Raw genomic sequence first — 13,834 nt, 5'->3', positions numbered from 1 at the left:
GCGCGGTCGTCGTACGACAGCGACGTTGTCGTTCCGCGTCAGGCCCGCGGGCACGACGGCGCCGTGGCCGACCCCCGACCGCTACGCGTGCACGTCGTGCTCGTGCCGGCGGTGCGACGCGGGCTCGAGCTGGAACGTGGAGTGCTCGACCGGTACGTCGAAGTGCTCCGCGACGCACTGCTGCAGCTCGTCGAGGATCGCCGGGGCGTGCGCCGTCGTGAAGCAGTGGTCATCCACCACCACGTGCGCCGTGAGGTTCGGCACCCCGGTGGCGACGAGCGTGGCGTGCAGGTCGTGCACGGCGATCACGTGGTCGAGCTCGAGGATGTGGCCGCGGACGTCCTCGAGGTCGAGACCGGGAGGAGTCGCCTCGAGCAGGACGTTCGCGGTCTCGCGGAGCAGCCGGATCGCCCGCGGCAGGATCAGCCCGCCGATGATGAGCGCCGCGACCGAGTCCGCCCGCTCCCACCCGGTGAACGCGAGCACGATCGCCGCGCCGATGACCGCGACCGAGCCGAGCGTGTCGTTGAGGACCTCGAGCCGGGCGGCCCGGGACGTGAAGTTCTCGCCGGAGGCCCGGAGCAGCACCGCGTACGCGACGAGGTTGCCGACGAGCCCGATGACCCCGAAGACCAGCAGCGGACCGGAGTGGATCTCCGCCGGCACGAACAGCCGCTGGATCGCGGAGATGATGACGTAGACGCCGACCGCCAGCAGGATCGCGGCCTGCGCGGTGGCCCCCAGGACCTCGGCGCGCTGGAAGCCCCAGGTGCGCTGCGACGTGGGGGACCGGCGGGCGAGCCGGGTGGCGACGAGGCCGATCCCGATCCCACCGGTGTCGACGACCATGTGCCCAGCGTCGACGAGGAGGGCGAGGGACCCGGTGACCACGGCGCCGACGACCTCGGCGAGCAGGATCGTCGCGGAGATGCAGAACGCCACGAGGAGCGCGCGCTCGTTGGCGCTCCCGTGTGCATGCCCGTGGTCGTGTCCCATGCCCCAATCGTAGGGAGCACAGCCGTGGACATGCCAGGGACCAGCGGCTGGCCGACGCGGCGGTGCCCTGCGCCGATCGGGCGCAGGGCACCGTGTGAGGGCGTCGTCAGTGTTGGTCCGCGCTGCGGCGGATCGCCGCGCCCGTGTAGACGATCGCTGTGAAGAGGGCCAGCGCGGCGATCACGATGCTCCCCCAGCGCCCGGCGGTACCGGGTGCCGTGGTGAGCACCGCGCTGCCGGCCACGAGCGCGAGGCTGACGGCGATGGCAAACGGCACGCTGATCAACAGACGGCGCAGGGCTCCCGACCCTCTCTGCGTCAAGCGCATCGCGGTTTCACCTTGCCTCCGGCGAATGGGTACACCATTGTCATTCCCCTTCGAGATGGGCGGAAGCAACAGCGCGACCGCTCCCGAACCGTAGCGACATTGGACGCTGATATGCAACGTGTCAAATTGCTCCCATGACGCTCGTGGAACGATTCGATGACGAAGCCGACCTGCAGCGCGTGTCCCTGGTGCTGGCGTCGCCGATCCCGGCACGCTGTACCGGTACGAGGGGGCGTTCCGGGACGAGATCGCGCCGGACACCGACGGGGGAGCACGATGACCGAGACGACCAGGGGTCGAGCCGTGATCGCGGGGGCGAGCGGCTTCGTGGGGCAGTACCTGCGGGACGCCTTCCGCGACGAGGGCTACGACGTCGTCACGATCGGCCGCACGGGCGACGCGGTGTGGGGCAACACGCTCCGCATCCGCGAGCTGGTGGACGGCGCCGCGATCGTCGTGAACATGGCGGGGAAGAGCGTGAACTGCCGGTACGGCCGTCGGAACCGCGCGGAGATCATCCGGTCACGGGTGGACACCACGCTCGAGCTCGCCGAGGCGATCCGCACGTCGGAGCACCCGCCGCCGCTGTGGCTGAACGCGTCCACCGCGACGATCTACCGGCACGCCGACGACCGCCCGCAGGACGAAGCGACCGGCGAGCTCGGCGAGGGCTTCTCGGTCGGGGTCGCGCGTGCGTGGGAGGACGCCTTCTTCGGCGCGGACCTGCCCGGTACCCGTCGTGTCGCACTCCGGATGGCGATCGTGTTCGGCGACGGCAGTGCCCTGGTGCCGCTGCTCCGCCTCGCGCAGGCGGGCCTCGGCGGGGCGCAGATCGACGGGCCGTGGTTCCCGACTCCCGGGCGCCTCGCGGCGGGCACCTACCACCACGACCGGCACACCCGCGGGCGCCAGAAGTTCAGCTGGGTGCACATCGCGGACGTCCTCGGCGCGATCCGGTTCGTCCGGGACCACGAGGAGATCGACGGGCCGGTGAACGTCTCGAGCCCCAACCCGTCGGACAACCGCACGGTGATGGCGACCATCCGGGACTCCGTCGGGCGGCGCTTCGGGATGCCGACCCCGCGGTGGGTGCTCGAGGTGGGGACGTTCGCGATCCGGTCGGAGACGGAGCTCGTGCTGAAGAGCCGGTGGGTCGTCCCGACCCGACTGGTCGAGGCTGGCTACGAGTTCCGGTACCCGCTGCTCCGCGGGGCGCTCGCGAGCATCATCGCGGAGCGTCGCCAGCACCGGGGCTGAGTGCCGGCATGACCGGGCCGGTCTCCGTCTGCTGATCGAGTGCGCGGTCGTGGTGATCGAACCCGGCATCAGACCGCATCGTCTGCGCACTCGACACAGCACGCACCCCTGCCGGCAGGCCCGGCGGTGTCCGCGACGCCCACAGCACCCCGCCCACGACGACGGCGCCTGCGAGCACCTCGACCAGGTCCGGCACCTCCCCGAACGCCACCCACGACGCCAGGACCCCGACCACGGGGACGAGCATCGAGAACGGCGCGACGGTGCTCGACGGGTACGTGCCGAGCAGCCGCGACCAGATCCCGTAGCCGACGAGCGACGCCACGAGCACGATGTAGAGCAGCCCGAGGTCAGCGGGCAGCGCCGACGGCGTGAACGCGGTCCCGAGCGCGTGTCCCATCCGCGCCGGCCCCTCGACGACGAACGACAGCACTGCCATCGGGATCGGCGGGACGACGGACCACCACAGCGTCAGGTGCAGCGGGTTCACCGGCCCGGCGCGCCGGGTGGCGACGTTGCCGATCGCCCACCCGAGGGCGCCGCAGAGCGCGAGCACGACGGGCAGCAGCGCGGCGGTCTGCGAGCGGTCCACGGCGATCGCGGCGAGTGCGCACACGGCGATCGTGACCCCGACGACCTGCCGCCCGGTCAGGCGCTCGCGGAGGAACACCCCGGCGAGCACGACGGTGAACGGCGCCGACGCCTGCAGCACCAGCGAGGCCAGCCCGGACGGCATCCCGGACGCCATGCTCAGGTAGAGGAACGCGAACTGCAGCACGCCGAGTCCGAAGCCGATCAGCAGGAGCCGCCCGAACGGCATCTTCGGCCGCGGCACGAACAGCAGTGTCGGGATCGCGAGCAGGGTGAACCGCAGGGCGGCGAGCAGGAACGGCGGGAAGTGCTCGAGGGCGAGCGCCGTCGCGGGGAAGTTCAGTCCCCAGACGACGGCGACGACCACGGCGAGGAGACGATCACGGAGGAGCACCCTCCGATCGTCGCGCAGGAGAAGTGGTAGGACCAGCGAACGTTGCGACACTGACGATGTAGGTTCCCTGCATGGTCGCCTTCGACATCGCACTGCTGCCGGTCCTCCGGGAACTCGACGAGCGCGGATCGGTCACCGCCGTCGCGGCAGCCACCCACCGCACGCCGAGTGCGGTGTCGCAGCAGTTGCAGACCCTGCAGCGCCAGGTCGGCGTCGCACTGGTCGAGCGGGTCGGCCGCGGCGTGCGGCTGACCGAGGACGGCCGGGTCCTCGCGGGCCTCGCCACCGGCGTCGCGACGGCGATCGCGACCGTCGACGCGGCCTGGCAGGAGCACCTCGGCGGTGCATCCGGGACGGTGGACCTGGCGATCTTCCCGTCCGCCGCGGAACTGCTGCTCCCCGGTCTCCTCACCAGGATGCGTGAGCACCCCGGCGTCGAACTGGTGCTCTCCGACGTGGACGTCAGCGAGGACGAGTTCGCCCCGCTCGCCGCCGACCACGACGTCGTCGTCGGCCACCGCCCGGACGGCGCGCCCGCTCCGGACCGCGCATCGCTGACGACGGTGCCGCTCCTCCGGGAACCGCTCGACGTCGCCCTCCCCGAGGGCCACCGGCTCGCCGGTCACGAGCGCGTCCGGATCGATGAGGTCGTCGACGAGACGTGGATCGGTGTGCCGGAGGGGTACCCGATCGACCGCGTGCTCACCGCGATGGCAGCCGCGACGGACGCACCGCCGCAGGTCACGTTCCGCACGATCCACCTGCCGGTGATCGAGAACCTGGTCGCCGCTGGACACGGTGTCGCGCTGGTCCCGCGCTACACCTCGGGCACGCGGGCACCCGGCCGGTTCCGCCTCGCGGAGCTGGCCGACGTCCGCGCCGGTCGCCGGATCGAAGCGCTGGTCCGCCCGGACCGGATGGTCCGTCCCGTGGTCCGCACCGTCCTGGAGGCCCTGGTCGCCACCGCCCTGGACGTCACCACCTGAGGTGGTGCGGCCCGCGGCGGGGCCGCACCGAGCCTCCCGTCAGGTGCACTGCCGCACCGGGACGGACGTGACCTCAGACGTCGAGGTGGTCGACCAGCTCGTCCGCCAGGCCGGTGTACGTGGCCGGCGTGAGGTTCGTCAGCCGCGCCTTCGCACCGTCGGAGATGTCCAGGCCGTTCACGAACGCGACGAGGTCCTGCTGTCCGATCCGCTTGCCGCGGGTGAGTTCCTTGAGCATCGCGTAGGGGTCCTCGATGTCGGACTGGCCGGCGGTGACCTCGGCGCGGATGACCGTCTGGATCGCCTCCCCGAGCACCTCCCAGTTGCCGTCGAGGTCCTCGGCCAGGCGCTCGACGTTCACCGAGATCTCGCCGAGCCCGCGACGGAGGTTGTCGAGCGCGAGCAGCGAGTGCCCGAACGCGACGCCGACGTTGCGCTGCGTGGTGGAGTCGGTCAGGTCGCGCTGCAGGCGGCTCGTGACGAGGGTCTCCGACAGGGTGGAGAACAGGGCCGTCGAGATCTCGAGGTTCGCCTCGGCGTTCTCGAACCGGATCGGGTTGATCTTGTGCGGCATCGTCGACGACCCCGTGGCACCGGCCACCGGGATCTGCGTGAAGTACCCCATCGAGATGTAGGTCCACACGTCCGTGGCCAGGTTGTGCAGGATCCGGTTCGCGTGCCGGACCCGGTCGTACAGCTCGGCCTGCCAGTCGTGCGACTCGATCTGCGTGGTCAGCGGGTTCCACGTCAGGCCGAGCCCCTCGACGAACTCCCGCGACAGCGTGGGCCAGTCGGCCTCGGGGTCCGCGGCGAGGTGCGCCGAGAACGTGCCCGTCGCGCCGGAGAACTTGCCGAGGTACTCGCTGCCCTCGATCTGGGCGAGCACGCGCTCGAGCCGGTACACGACGACCGCGAGCTCCTTGCCGAGCGTCGTCGGCGTCGCGGGCTGGCCGTGGGTGTGGGAGAGCATCGGGACGGCGCGGAGCTCGAGCGCGACCTCGCGCAGGCGAGCGACGACGGCCGTGAACGCGGGCAGCCAGACGTGCTCCGTCGCGTCCTTGATGGTGAGCGCGTAGGAGAGGTTGTTGATGTCCTCGCTGGTGCAGGCGAAGTGCGTCAGCTCGGCGATGGCGTCGAGGCCGAGCTCGGACAGCCGGCGGCGGACGAAGTACTCGACGGCCTTGACGTCGTGGCGGGTCGTCGCCTCGATCTCCGCGAGCTCGGCGATCTGCGCCTGGCCGAAGTCCGTGACGATGGCGCGGAGGGCGGCCTTGTCGTCGACACTGAGCGGCGACGTGGTGAACATCGCGTGGTCGGTCAGGAAGATCAGCCACTCCACCTCGACGGTGATGCGGGCGCGGTTCAGGCCGGCCTCGGAGAGGTGCTCGCCCACCGTGTGCACGACCGGGTAGTACCGCCCGTCGAGTGGGCTGATCGGCTGCGGGGGAAGGGGGGTCATGGTGCTCCCTGGCGGACGGCCGGTTCGATCTGGTGGAAGAGTGCTCGGCAGGCCCGTTCGACCGTGCTGAGGACCCGGTCGAACTCGTGCCGGTCCGCGTAGTACGGGTCCGGAACGTCGGCCTGCTCTGGCCAGGCGTCGTCGTACCGCAGCAGGAGCGTCACCTTCGCGGCGTCGTCCATCGTGGGTGCCCACGAGCGCAGGATGCGTTCGTGGGAGCGGTCGAGTGCGACCACCAGGTCGAGGTCCGGGAACCGGTCCGGGTCGAACTGACGGGCGCGATGCCTGCTGCCATCGTATCCGCGCGCCGCGAGTGCTGCGATCGTCCGCTCGTCCGCGGGCTCGCCGACGTGCCAGTCGCCGGTGCCGGCGGAGTGCACCTGGAAGCGGTCGGTCATCCCGGCGTCGTCGACGAAGCGCTGGAAGACGATCTCGGCCATCGGGGAGCGGCAGATGTTGCCGCTGCAGACGAACGACACGCGGAAGGGCGACGGGGCGCCGACGTCCGTGGTCATCCCCACATCATGACGCATCGACGCGACGCACCGCTGCCCGGTGCGCGCACGCCCGGTGTCGTGCCCGGTGTCACGGGCGCGGTTGGCGTCACGGGCGCGGGCACATGCGCGCGGGCGGGCGCTGGCTCACGCGCGCGGGCGGTTCAGCACCGGCCGGGCGAACAGGCCGATCAGCCACGCGAAGACGGCGAGCACGAGTGCGCCCACGATGCCCCAGCCGAAGGACTCGACGTCGAGGCCGAACCCGATGGCGGAGGAGATCCCGGCCACGATCAGCAGCAGGATCCCGTTCACCACGAGCGAGATGAGCCCGAGGGTCAGGATGTAGATCGGGAACGCCACGATCCGGATGAGCGTGCCGATGACGGCGTTCACGAGCCCGAAGACGAAGGCGACGAGCAGGTACGTGAGGACGGTCGCGACGGGGCCGCCGTCCCCGAAGGCCGTGACGGAGACGCCGCTGACGATGAGCGTGGTGAGCCACAGCGCGACGGCGTTGATGACGAGGCGGACGAGGAATCGCATGCCCCCATGATGCCCGCTGGACGGCCTCGTCGCCCGGCCCGTCTCCCGGCTCAGCGCTGCCGGTAATCTGGGGCCGTGACTGACCAGCCCGTGCACATCCGGCCCGAGATCGCGATCCTCCCCGCCTACAAGCAGGGACGCCAGGCCGCGGCCGACGCGTTCAAGCTGTCGAGCAACGAGAACCCGTTCCCGCCCCTGCCCGGTGTGATCGAGGCCGTCCAGGCGCAGACCGCGTACAACCGCTACCCGGACGCCACCGCCCTGGCCGTGCGCGCCGTGCTCGCGAACCGGTTCGGGCTCACCGTGGACGAGGTCCACGTCGCCCCCGGCAGCGTCGCGATCCTGCACGAGCTCGCGAAGGCCACCTCGGGCCCCGGTGACGAGATCGTCTACGCCTGGCGCTCCTTCGAGGCGTACCCCGGCGTCGTCACGGTCGCCGGCGCGACGAGCGTCCAGGTCCCGAACCGCGCCGACGGCGGCCACGACCTCGACGCGATGGCCGCCGCCGTCACCGAGCGCACCCGCATGGTGATCGTCTGCACCCCGAACAACCCGACCGGGCCGATCGTCACCGGCACCGAGTTCGACGACTTCATGGCGGGGGTGCCGAGCACGGTCCTCGTGGTCCTCGACGAGGCGTACGCGGAGTTCGTCACCGATCCCGACGCGGTCCGCGGGGCGTCGCTCCTGGAGCGGTACCCGAACCTCGTCGTGCTCCGGACGTTCTCGAAGGCGTACGGACTGGCGGGTCTCCGCGTCGGGTACGCGCTCGGACCGGCATACGTCCTGGACGCCGTCCGCGCCTGCGCCATCCCGCTCAGCGTCACGGCGCAGGGGCAGGCCGCGGCGCTCGCCAGCCTCGAGCGCGAGGCCGAACTGCTCGCCCGCGTCGCCGAGCTCGCCGCGCTGCGCGACCGCATCGTGGCCGAGCTCCGCGGCCAGGGCTGGGACGTCCCGGACGCGCAGGGCAACTTCGTGTGGCTGCCGACGGGTGAGCGCACCGCCGCGGCGGCCGAGGCCTTCGAGCACGCCGGCATCATCGTCCGGGCCTTCGCCCCCGAGGGGATCCGTATCTCGATCGGTGAGCACGAGGCTGTCGAGAAGCTCCTCGAAACCGCGCGTTCGCTTGTCGGGGGACTCACAACGACCGCTGACGCCCGGCCGATACGCTGACCCGCATGTCCTTCCACGCCGCGGCTCCCGCGACGACCATGATCCGGCTCCTCGACTCCGAGGGCCGGTTCGTGGAGACCGACGAGAACGCCGAGTTCGCCGCCGCAGCGCGGGCGATCCCCGACGAGACCCTGCTCGCCATGCACCGCAGGATGGTGATCACGCGTCGGTTCGACCACGCGGCGCACAACCTGCAGCGCACCGGCCAGCTCGGGCTCTGGGTGCCGAGCCACGGGCAGGAAGCCGCGCAGGTCGGCTCCGTGTTCGCGCTCCGCCCGCAGGACCACGTGTTCCCGTCGTACCGCGAGCACGCCGTCACCATGACCCGCGGCGTCGAGCCGATGGAGATCATCAGCCTGTACCGCGGGCTGACGCACGGCGGCTGGAACCCGGACGAGCGCGGCAACACCCACATCTCCACGCTGGTGATCGGTTCGCAGACCCTGCACGCCACCGGGTACGCGATGGGCATGCGTCTCGACGGCGACGTCGGCACGGGCGACCCCGAGCGCGACGCCTGCTCGATCGTGTACTTCGGCGACGGTGCGACCAGCCAGGGCGACGTGAACGAGGCGTACGTCTTCGCCGCTTCGTACAAGGCGCCGGTCGTCTTCTTCCTGCAGAACAACCACTGGGCGATCTCGGTCCCGGTGTCGGTGCAGTCGCCGACCCCGCTCGTGGACCGCCCGCGCGGTTTCGGCATCCCGAGCATCCGCATCGACGGCAACGACATCCTGGCGTCCTACACGGCCAGCGTCGTGGCGACCGACCACGCCCGCTCCGGGCAGGGTCCCGCGTTCGTGGAAGCCGAGACGTACCGCATCGGCGCGCACACCTCCTCCGACGACCCCACCCGCTACCGCGGCGACGACGAGCTCGCCAGCTGGGTGGAGCGCGACCCGATCGCCCGGTCCGAGGGCTACCTGCGCAGCCGCGGTGTCACCGACGCCCAGCTCGCCGAGTTCGACGAAGAGGGCGAGGCGGTGGCCGCGGACATCCGCACCCGGACCCCGCAGCTCGTCGCCCCGCCGATGGAGACGATGTTCGACAACGTCTACCGCGAACCGCACCCCCGGATCGACGAGCAGAAGCAATGGCTCGCGAACTACGAGGCCGACCAGGACGGAGCTGACGCATGAGCACCACCGAGCAGCTCTTCGACTACACCCTGCGCTCCCACCCGGGCGCCGGGCAGGTCCCGACCGACCCCACCCCGACCCTGCCGATGGCGAAGGCCCTGAACGCCGGCCTCGCCGCCGCGATGGAGTCGGACGACAAGGTCCTGCTGATGGGTGAGGACATCGGCCGTCTCGGCGGCGTGTTCCGTATCACCGAGGGCCTGCAGGAACGCTTCGGCGACACCCGCGTGATGGACACCCCGCTCGCCGAGTCCGGCATCATCGGCACCGCGATCGGCCTGGCCCTCCGCGGCTACCGTCCGGTCGTGGAGATCCAGTTCGACGGGTTCGTCTGGCCGGGCTTCGACCAGATCACCTCGCAGCTCGCGAAGATGGCGAACCGCCTCCCCGAGCACATGTCGCTGCCGATCGTCATCCGCATCCCCTACGGCGGGCACATCGGCGCCGTCGAGCACCACCAGGAGAGCCCGGAGACGTACTTCGCGCACACCCCCGGCCTCCGCGTGGTCAGCCCGAGCACCCCGAACGACGCCTACTGGATGATCCAAGAGGCCATCGCGTCGAAGGACCCCGTGATCTTCATGGAGCCCAAGTCGCGGTACTGGCCGAAGGGGCAGGTCGACCTGGTCGACGGGCACGTCCCGATGCACACCACCCGCGTCGCGCGCACCGGCACCGAGGTCACCCTCGTCGGGCACGGCGCGATGGTCGCCACGCTGATGCAGGCTGCCGAGCTCGCCGAGTCCGAAGGGACGTCGTGCGAGGTCGTGGACCTCCGCTCGATCTCGCCGATCGACTGGGAGCCGCTGCTCGCGTCGGTCCGGAAGACCGGCCGTCTGGTCATCGCGCAAGAGGCATCCGGCTTCGTCAGCGTCGGCAGCGAGATCGCCGCGACCGTCGCCGAGAAGTCCTTCTACACGCTGCAGGCACCGCCCCTGCGGGTGTCCGGCTTCGACATCCCGTTCCCGGTCTCGAAGCTCGAACACCTGCACCTGCCGGACGCCGACCGCGTCCTCGAGGCCGTCGACCGCGCTCTCGCCTACTGACCAGGGTCCGCCAGGACCACCCCCACCGCAGACAGACCGAACCGCCGAAGGAGCCGACGTGGCCGTCGCCGAATTCCCCCTCCCCGACGTGGGTGAGGGCCTCACCGAGGCCGAGATCGTCCAGTGGCGCGTCGCGATCGGTGACGACATCACCGTCGACCAGGTCCTCGTCGAGATCGAGACCGCCAAGTCGCTGGTGGAGCTCCCCTCGCCGTTCGCCGGCAAGGTGACCGGCTTGCTGGTGTCCGAAGGCGACACGGTCGAGGTCGGCAAGCCGATCATCCGGGTCGAGTCCGAATCGCACGGCACGTCGACACCGTCGGGAGGCGCGGCACCCGTCGCCGACGCCGCTCCGGTCTCGCCGGACGTCACCGCCACCGCCCCGGTCGCGCCCGCTGCCCCGGTGGCGCCCGCCACGCCGGTCGCGTCAGCGCCGGTTCCGCCCGCGGTCGCACCGAAGCACGCGGCCCCGGCCGCAGTGGCGCCCGCTCCGGCACCCGCCCCCGCCGAGGTCCCCGCGTCGCTGCCTGCGGCCGAGGGCGCCTCCGTGATCGGGACCGACGAGTCGTCCGGCGCCGTCCTCGTGGGCTACGGCTCCGCGACGTCCGCACCGTCGCGCCGGAAGCCGGGCGCCCGCCGGGCCGCAGCCGCCGCGGCGGAGGCGAGCCGAGCCTCCAGTCGGGAAGCCGACCTCGACCTGGTCACCGACGACGGCGAGGCGAGCACCGCCGACGCCGTGGCCGAACAGGGGAAGCGCCCCGCGCGCCCCTCGACCGTCCCCGCCTCGCTGGCACTGCCGGTGATCGCGAAGCCGCCGATCCGGAAGCTCGCGAAGGACCTCGGGGTCGACCTGACCACCGTCGTCGCGACCGGCCTCGCCGGTGAGGTCACGCGCGACGACGTCATCCGGCACGCCACCCAGGCCACCGTGTTCCGCAACATCGAGACGCCGGAGTGGGGTGACGTCCGCCAGGAGACGATCCCGGTCAAGGGCGTCCGCAAGGCGATCGCGACCGCGATGACCACGTCCGCGTTCACCGCGCCGCACGTCTCGCTGTTCGTCGACGTCGACGCGACCCGCACGATGGAGTTCGTGAAGCGGCTCAAGGCCTCACCGACGTTCGCGGGCGTGAAGGTCTCGCCGCTCCTCATCATGGCGAAGGCCGTGATCTGGGCCGTCCGCCGGAACCGCTCGGTGAACTCGTCGTGGACCGACCGCGAGATCATCGTCCACCACTTCGTGAACCTCGGGATCGCCGCGGCCACCCCGCGGGGCCTCATCGTCCCGAACATCAAGGACGCGCAGGACATGTCCCTGTTCGAGCTGGCGAAGGCCCTCGAGCAGATGACGCTGACGGCGCGCGACGGCAAGACGAGCCCGGCGGAGATGGCCGACGGCACCATCACCGTGACGAACATCGGCGTGTTCGGGATGGACACCGGGACACCGATCCTCAACCCGGGGCAGGTCGCCATCGTCGCCATGGGCACGATCAAGCCGAAGCCGTGGGTCGTCGACGGTGAGGTCCGTTCCCGCATGGTGACAACGATCGGTGCCTCGTTCGACCACCGTGTGGTGGACGGCGACGTGGCGTCCCGGTTCGTGCACGACGTGGCATCGGTGCTCGAGGAGCCCGCGCTCCTGCTCGACTAGGACTGCGCTCCTGCTCGACCAGGCCCCGCGGGCGTGGTCGCCGCGTGGCGCCGCGCTTGCAGTCCGGCTCGGAAGAGCCGGACGGCGAGGACAGCGTCGAGTGCCAGGTCCTCGGGTGCCTGCTCGCTCCCGGCAGCGAGCGATGTGTCGACGAACGTGGTCGTTCCGGTGCCCTCCTCGTCCTCGAAGAGGCCGCACACACCGAGCACCGCGCCCCAGCGGTCGCGGTCGACCTCCGGATCGAGGACGGCGGCGACGGCACGCTGGGCACGATCGGGATCCGTCCTCGCAGCGTGCACGAGTACCCACGCGAAGTCGTAAAGGTCCTTCTCCGCCCGACGCCAGAACGCCGCAGCACCCTTGGCCGCCAGGTACCCGCCGATCTCGACCATCCGGACGCGCTCGCCGAGCACGCTCGCGACGTGCGCGTCCCGGAGCGCGGGCCCGGGGCCGCGGAGGTTCTTCACGCTGACCGCTCGGGTTCCGGGAAGCGCGATCTCCTGGTCGAGGTTGTCGGCGACGTCGGTGAGGAACTCGACCACGTCGTTCGTGCCCTGGTGCGGATCGTCCGCGTCCACCAGGTACTCCGGGACGAGTCCGCCGATGAGCACGAGCTCCGTGGAGTGTCGATCGGCCGCGTGGAGCAACGATGCAAGTGCTGCCTCCGCCAGGGCTCGGGCCTCGCGGTCACGCGGCCGCTCACCGCGGCTCATGCGAACATCGCGAGTTCGGCATCCCGGTACAGCTCTGCTGCCTCCCGCTCCCGCTCCGAGCCGCCGAGCAGGTCGGCATAGACCCGGACCGCGGACGCGACGCGTCGGTCGTCGACGACTCGGCTCGTGTGGGAGACCTGTGCCGGGGCGACGCTGAGCCGGACGCGGCCGGTCGCTGCCGGAAGCATCCGCACCTCGTCCGCGCTTGCAGCGATCGTGTCCCAATCGGCGTCCACGTACGCTGCGATCGTCCGAGCACCGGTCAAGGTCGGTCGGACGCGTTCGGAGACGGCGGCCCCGGTGAGGATCAACGTCCGTCCGAACACATCGCGGAGGTGCTGCTCGATGCGGACCGGATCACGGTCCAGGACATGGAACGAATCCCATCGTCGTCGGCGGTTGGCCTCCCAGCCCGCCCACGAGTCCAGCAGCCCCGCGGGGTCGGCGACCGCGCGGCTTCGCGGTTCCGGCCCGGGAACGGTCCAGCCGGACGAGTCGAAGCCGGCCAGCGCGTTGGCGACGGATCCGAGGGACCGCCCGGCCAGGCGCGCGATCGTCTCGACGTCGGCGACGCGCGGTCGTTCGTCGTCCCACGCGATCCCGTTCGCGACGCTCTCCAGGAGGACCTCTGCGATCTCCGCGCGCGCGGGGGACCAGCCGGGTTCGCGAGGTGGCTCGGGCGCTGGATGCGACGCCGATCGTTCGATCCACACTGTGCCGAGGTGAATCGACGCCGAACCGTCGAGCGCGAACCACGATGCGCCCACGCGGTCGAGGAGCTGGCGCGAGCCGTCGGAGATCGCGTGCGCGCCGACGATCAGGTGCGTCTCAGTCGGCTCATCGTCGACCTGGGGCCTGCGGTCGAGTGCAGCCGCGACATCGCGCGGGAAGCCGCGGCCCGCCCACCGGAGATCGATCGGGATGTGGGATCCGTCGGGAAGCCTCGCCGTCGGCCGCTCGTCCCCGACGTTCGTGGGTTCTCTGAACTCGATCGATCCCGGGGGGACGACTCGGCGGAGCTCAGCGACGAGCTCCCGTTCAGTTATGGGCATGTTTTC

General features: G+C 71.3%; 14 protein-coding genes. 6 read left to right on the top strand and 8 right to left on the bottom strand.

Features of this window, described 5'->3' with window-relative positions:
• Positions 1–81 precede the first annotated feature (81 nt).
• Together EDF55_RS09450 and EDF55_RS18800 are read right to left on the bottom strand one after the other, a co-directional pair.
• Positions 82–996: a cation diffusion facilitator family transporter gene (locus tag EDF55_RS09450; protein ID WP_123654657.1), complete on the bottom strand. Its 915-nt coding sequence runs from the start codon at positions 994–996 to the stop codon at positions 82–84.
• 106 nt (positions 997–1,102) lie between these two features.
• Positions 1,103–1,273 (bottom strand): hypothetical protein, encoded by a 171-nt coding sequence (locus tag EDF55_RS18800; RefSeq protein WP_185017280.1) that lies wholly within the window; start codon positions 1,271–1,273, stop codon positions 1,103–1,105.
• Positions 1,274–1,600: 327 nt separating this feature from the next.
• Here EDF55_RS18800 and EDF55_RS09440 point away from each other — a divergent pair, with 327 nt between their 5' ends.
• Positions 1,601–2,581, top strand: a complete 981-nt coding sequence (locus tag EDF55_RS09440; protein WP_123654655.1) for an epimerase — start codon at positions 1,601–1,603, stop codon at positions 2,579–2,581.
• Here the strand turns inward: EDF55_RS09440 and EDF55_RS09435 are convergent.
• Positions 2,550–3,566: an EamA family transporter gene (locus EDF55_RS09435; protein ID WP_123654654.1), complete on the bottom strand. Its 1,017-nt coding sequence runs from the start codon at positions 3,564–3,566 to the stop codon at positions 2,550–2,552. The genes EDF55_RS09440 and EDF55_RS09435 overlap by 32 nt on opposite strands.
• Before the next feature lie 71 nt (positions 3,567–3,637).
• On the opposite strand from EDF55_RS09435, the gene EDF55_RS09430 reads away from it, so the two are divergent.
• Entirely contained in the window at positions 3,638–4,552 is a 915-nt protein-coding gene (locus tag EDF55_RS09430; protein ID WP_123654653.1) for a LysR family transcriptional regulator, read from the top strand.
• Between the two features lie 73 nt (positions 4,553–4,625).
• On the opposite strand, the gene purB is transcribed toward EDF55_RS09430, so the two are convergent.
• The 3 genes from purB to EDF55_RS09415 form a co-directional block, all read right to left on the bottom strand.
• Positions 4,626–6,011 carry an adenylosuccinate lyase gene (gene purB / locus EDF55_RS09425; RefSeq protein ID WP_123654652.1) on the bottom strand — a complete coding sequence of 462 codons (1,386 nt, stop codon included), beginning with the start codon at positions 6,009–6,011 and terminating at the stop codon, positions 4,626–4,628.
• Positions 6,008–6,526: a low molecular weight protein-tyrosine-phosphatase gene (locus tag EDF55_RS09420; protein ID WP_123654651.1), complete on the bottom strand. Its 519-nt coding sequence runs from the start codon at positions 6,524–6,526 to the stop codon at positions 6,008–6,010. The genes purB and EDF55_RS09420 overlap by 4 nt, the downstream gene beginning before the upstream one ends.
• A 126-nt stretch (positions 6,527–6,652) precedes the next feature.
• Positions 6,653–7,051: a phage holin family protein gene (locus EDF55_RS09415; RefSeq protein ID WP_123654650.1), complete on the bottom strand. Its 399-nt coding sequence runs from the start codon at positions 7,049–7,051 to the stop codon at positions 6,653–6,655.
• Positions 7,052–7,126: 75 nt separating this feature from the next.
• Between EDF55_RS09415 and EDF55_RS09410 the strand changes: the two genes are divergently transcribed.
• From EDF55_RS09410 to EDF55_RS09395, 4 genes are all read left to right on the top strand, one after another.
• Positions 7,127–8,224 carry a histidinol-phosphate transaminase gene (locus EDF55_RS09410; RefSeq protein WP_123654649.1) on the top strand — a complete coding sequence of 366 codons (1,098 nt, stop codon included), beginning with the start codon at positions 7,127–7,129 and terminating at the stop codon, positions 8,222–8,224.
• Between the two features lie 5 nt (positions 8,225–8,229).
• Positions 8,230–9,363: a thiamine pyrophosphate-dependent enzyme gene (locus EDF55_RS09405; protein WP_123654648.1), complete on the top strand. Its 1,134-nt coding sequence runs from the start codon at positions 8,230–8,232 to the stop codon at positions 9,361–9,363.
• A gap of 86 nt (positions 9,364–9,449) precedes the next feature.
• Positions 9,450–10,409, top strand: coding sequence for an alpha-ketoacid dehydrogenase subunit beta (locus EDF55_RS09400; RefSeq protein ID WP_123654750.1), 960 nt, complete (start codon positions 9,450–9,452; stop codon positions 10,407–10,409).
• Between the two features lie 58 nt (positions 10,410–10,467).
• Positions 10,468–12,063 carry a dihydrolipoamide acetyltransferase family protein gene (locus EDF55_RS09395; protein ID WP_123654647.1) on the top strand — a complete coding sequence of 532 codons (1,596 nt, stop codon included), beginning with the start codon at positions 10,468–10,470 and terminating at the stop codon, positions 12,061–12,063.
• Here the strand turns inward: EDF55_RS09395 and EDF55_RS09390 are convergent.
• Both EDF55_RS09390 and EDF55_RS09385 read right to left on the bottom strand, forming a co-directional pair.
• Positions 12,060–12,776, bottom strand: a complete 717-nt coding sequence (locus tag EDF55_RS09390; RefSeq protein WP_123654646.1) for a hypothetical protein — start codon at positions 12,774–12,776, stop codon at positions 12,060–12,062. The genes EDF55_RS09395 and EDF55_RS09390 overlap by 4 nt on opposite strands.
• Positions 12,773–13,828 (bottom strand): hypothetical protein, encoded by a 1,056-nt coding sequence (locus tag EDF55_RS09385; protein WP_123654645.1) that lies wholly within the window; start codon positions 13,826–13,828, stop codon positions 12,773–12,775. The genes EDF55_RS09390 and EDF55_RS09385 overlap by 4 nt, the downstream gene beginning before the upstream one ends.
• Between the last annotated feature and the right edge of the window lie 6 nt (positions 13,829–13,834).

This window comes from Curtobacterium sp. ZW137 (assembly GCF_003762905.1).
Taxonomy (GTDB): domain Bacteria; phylum Actinomycetota; class Actinomycetes; order Actinomycetales; family Microbacteriaceae; genus Curtobacterium.
The sequence above is the reverse complement of the archived record's forward strand: the minus strand, read 5'-3'. Positions and strand labels throughout refer to the sequence as shown.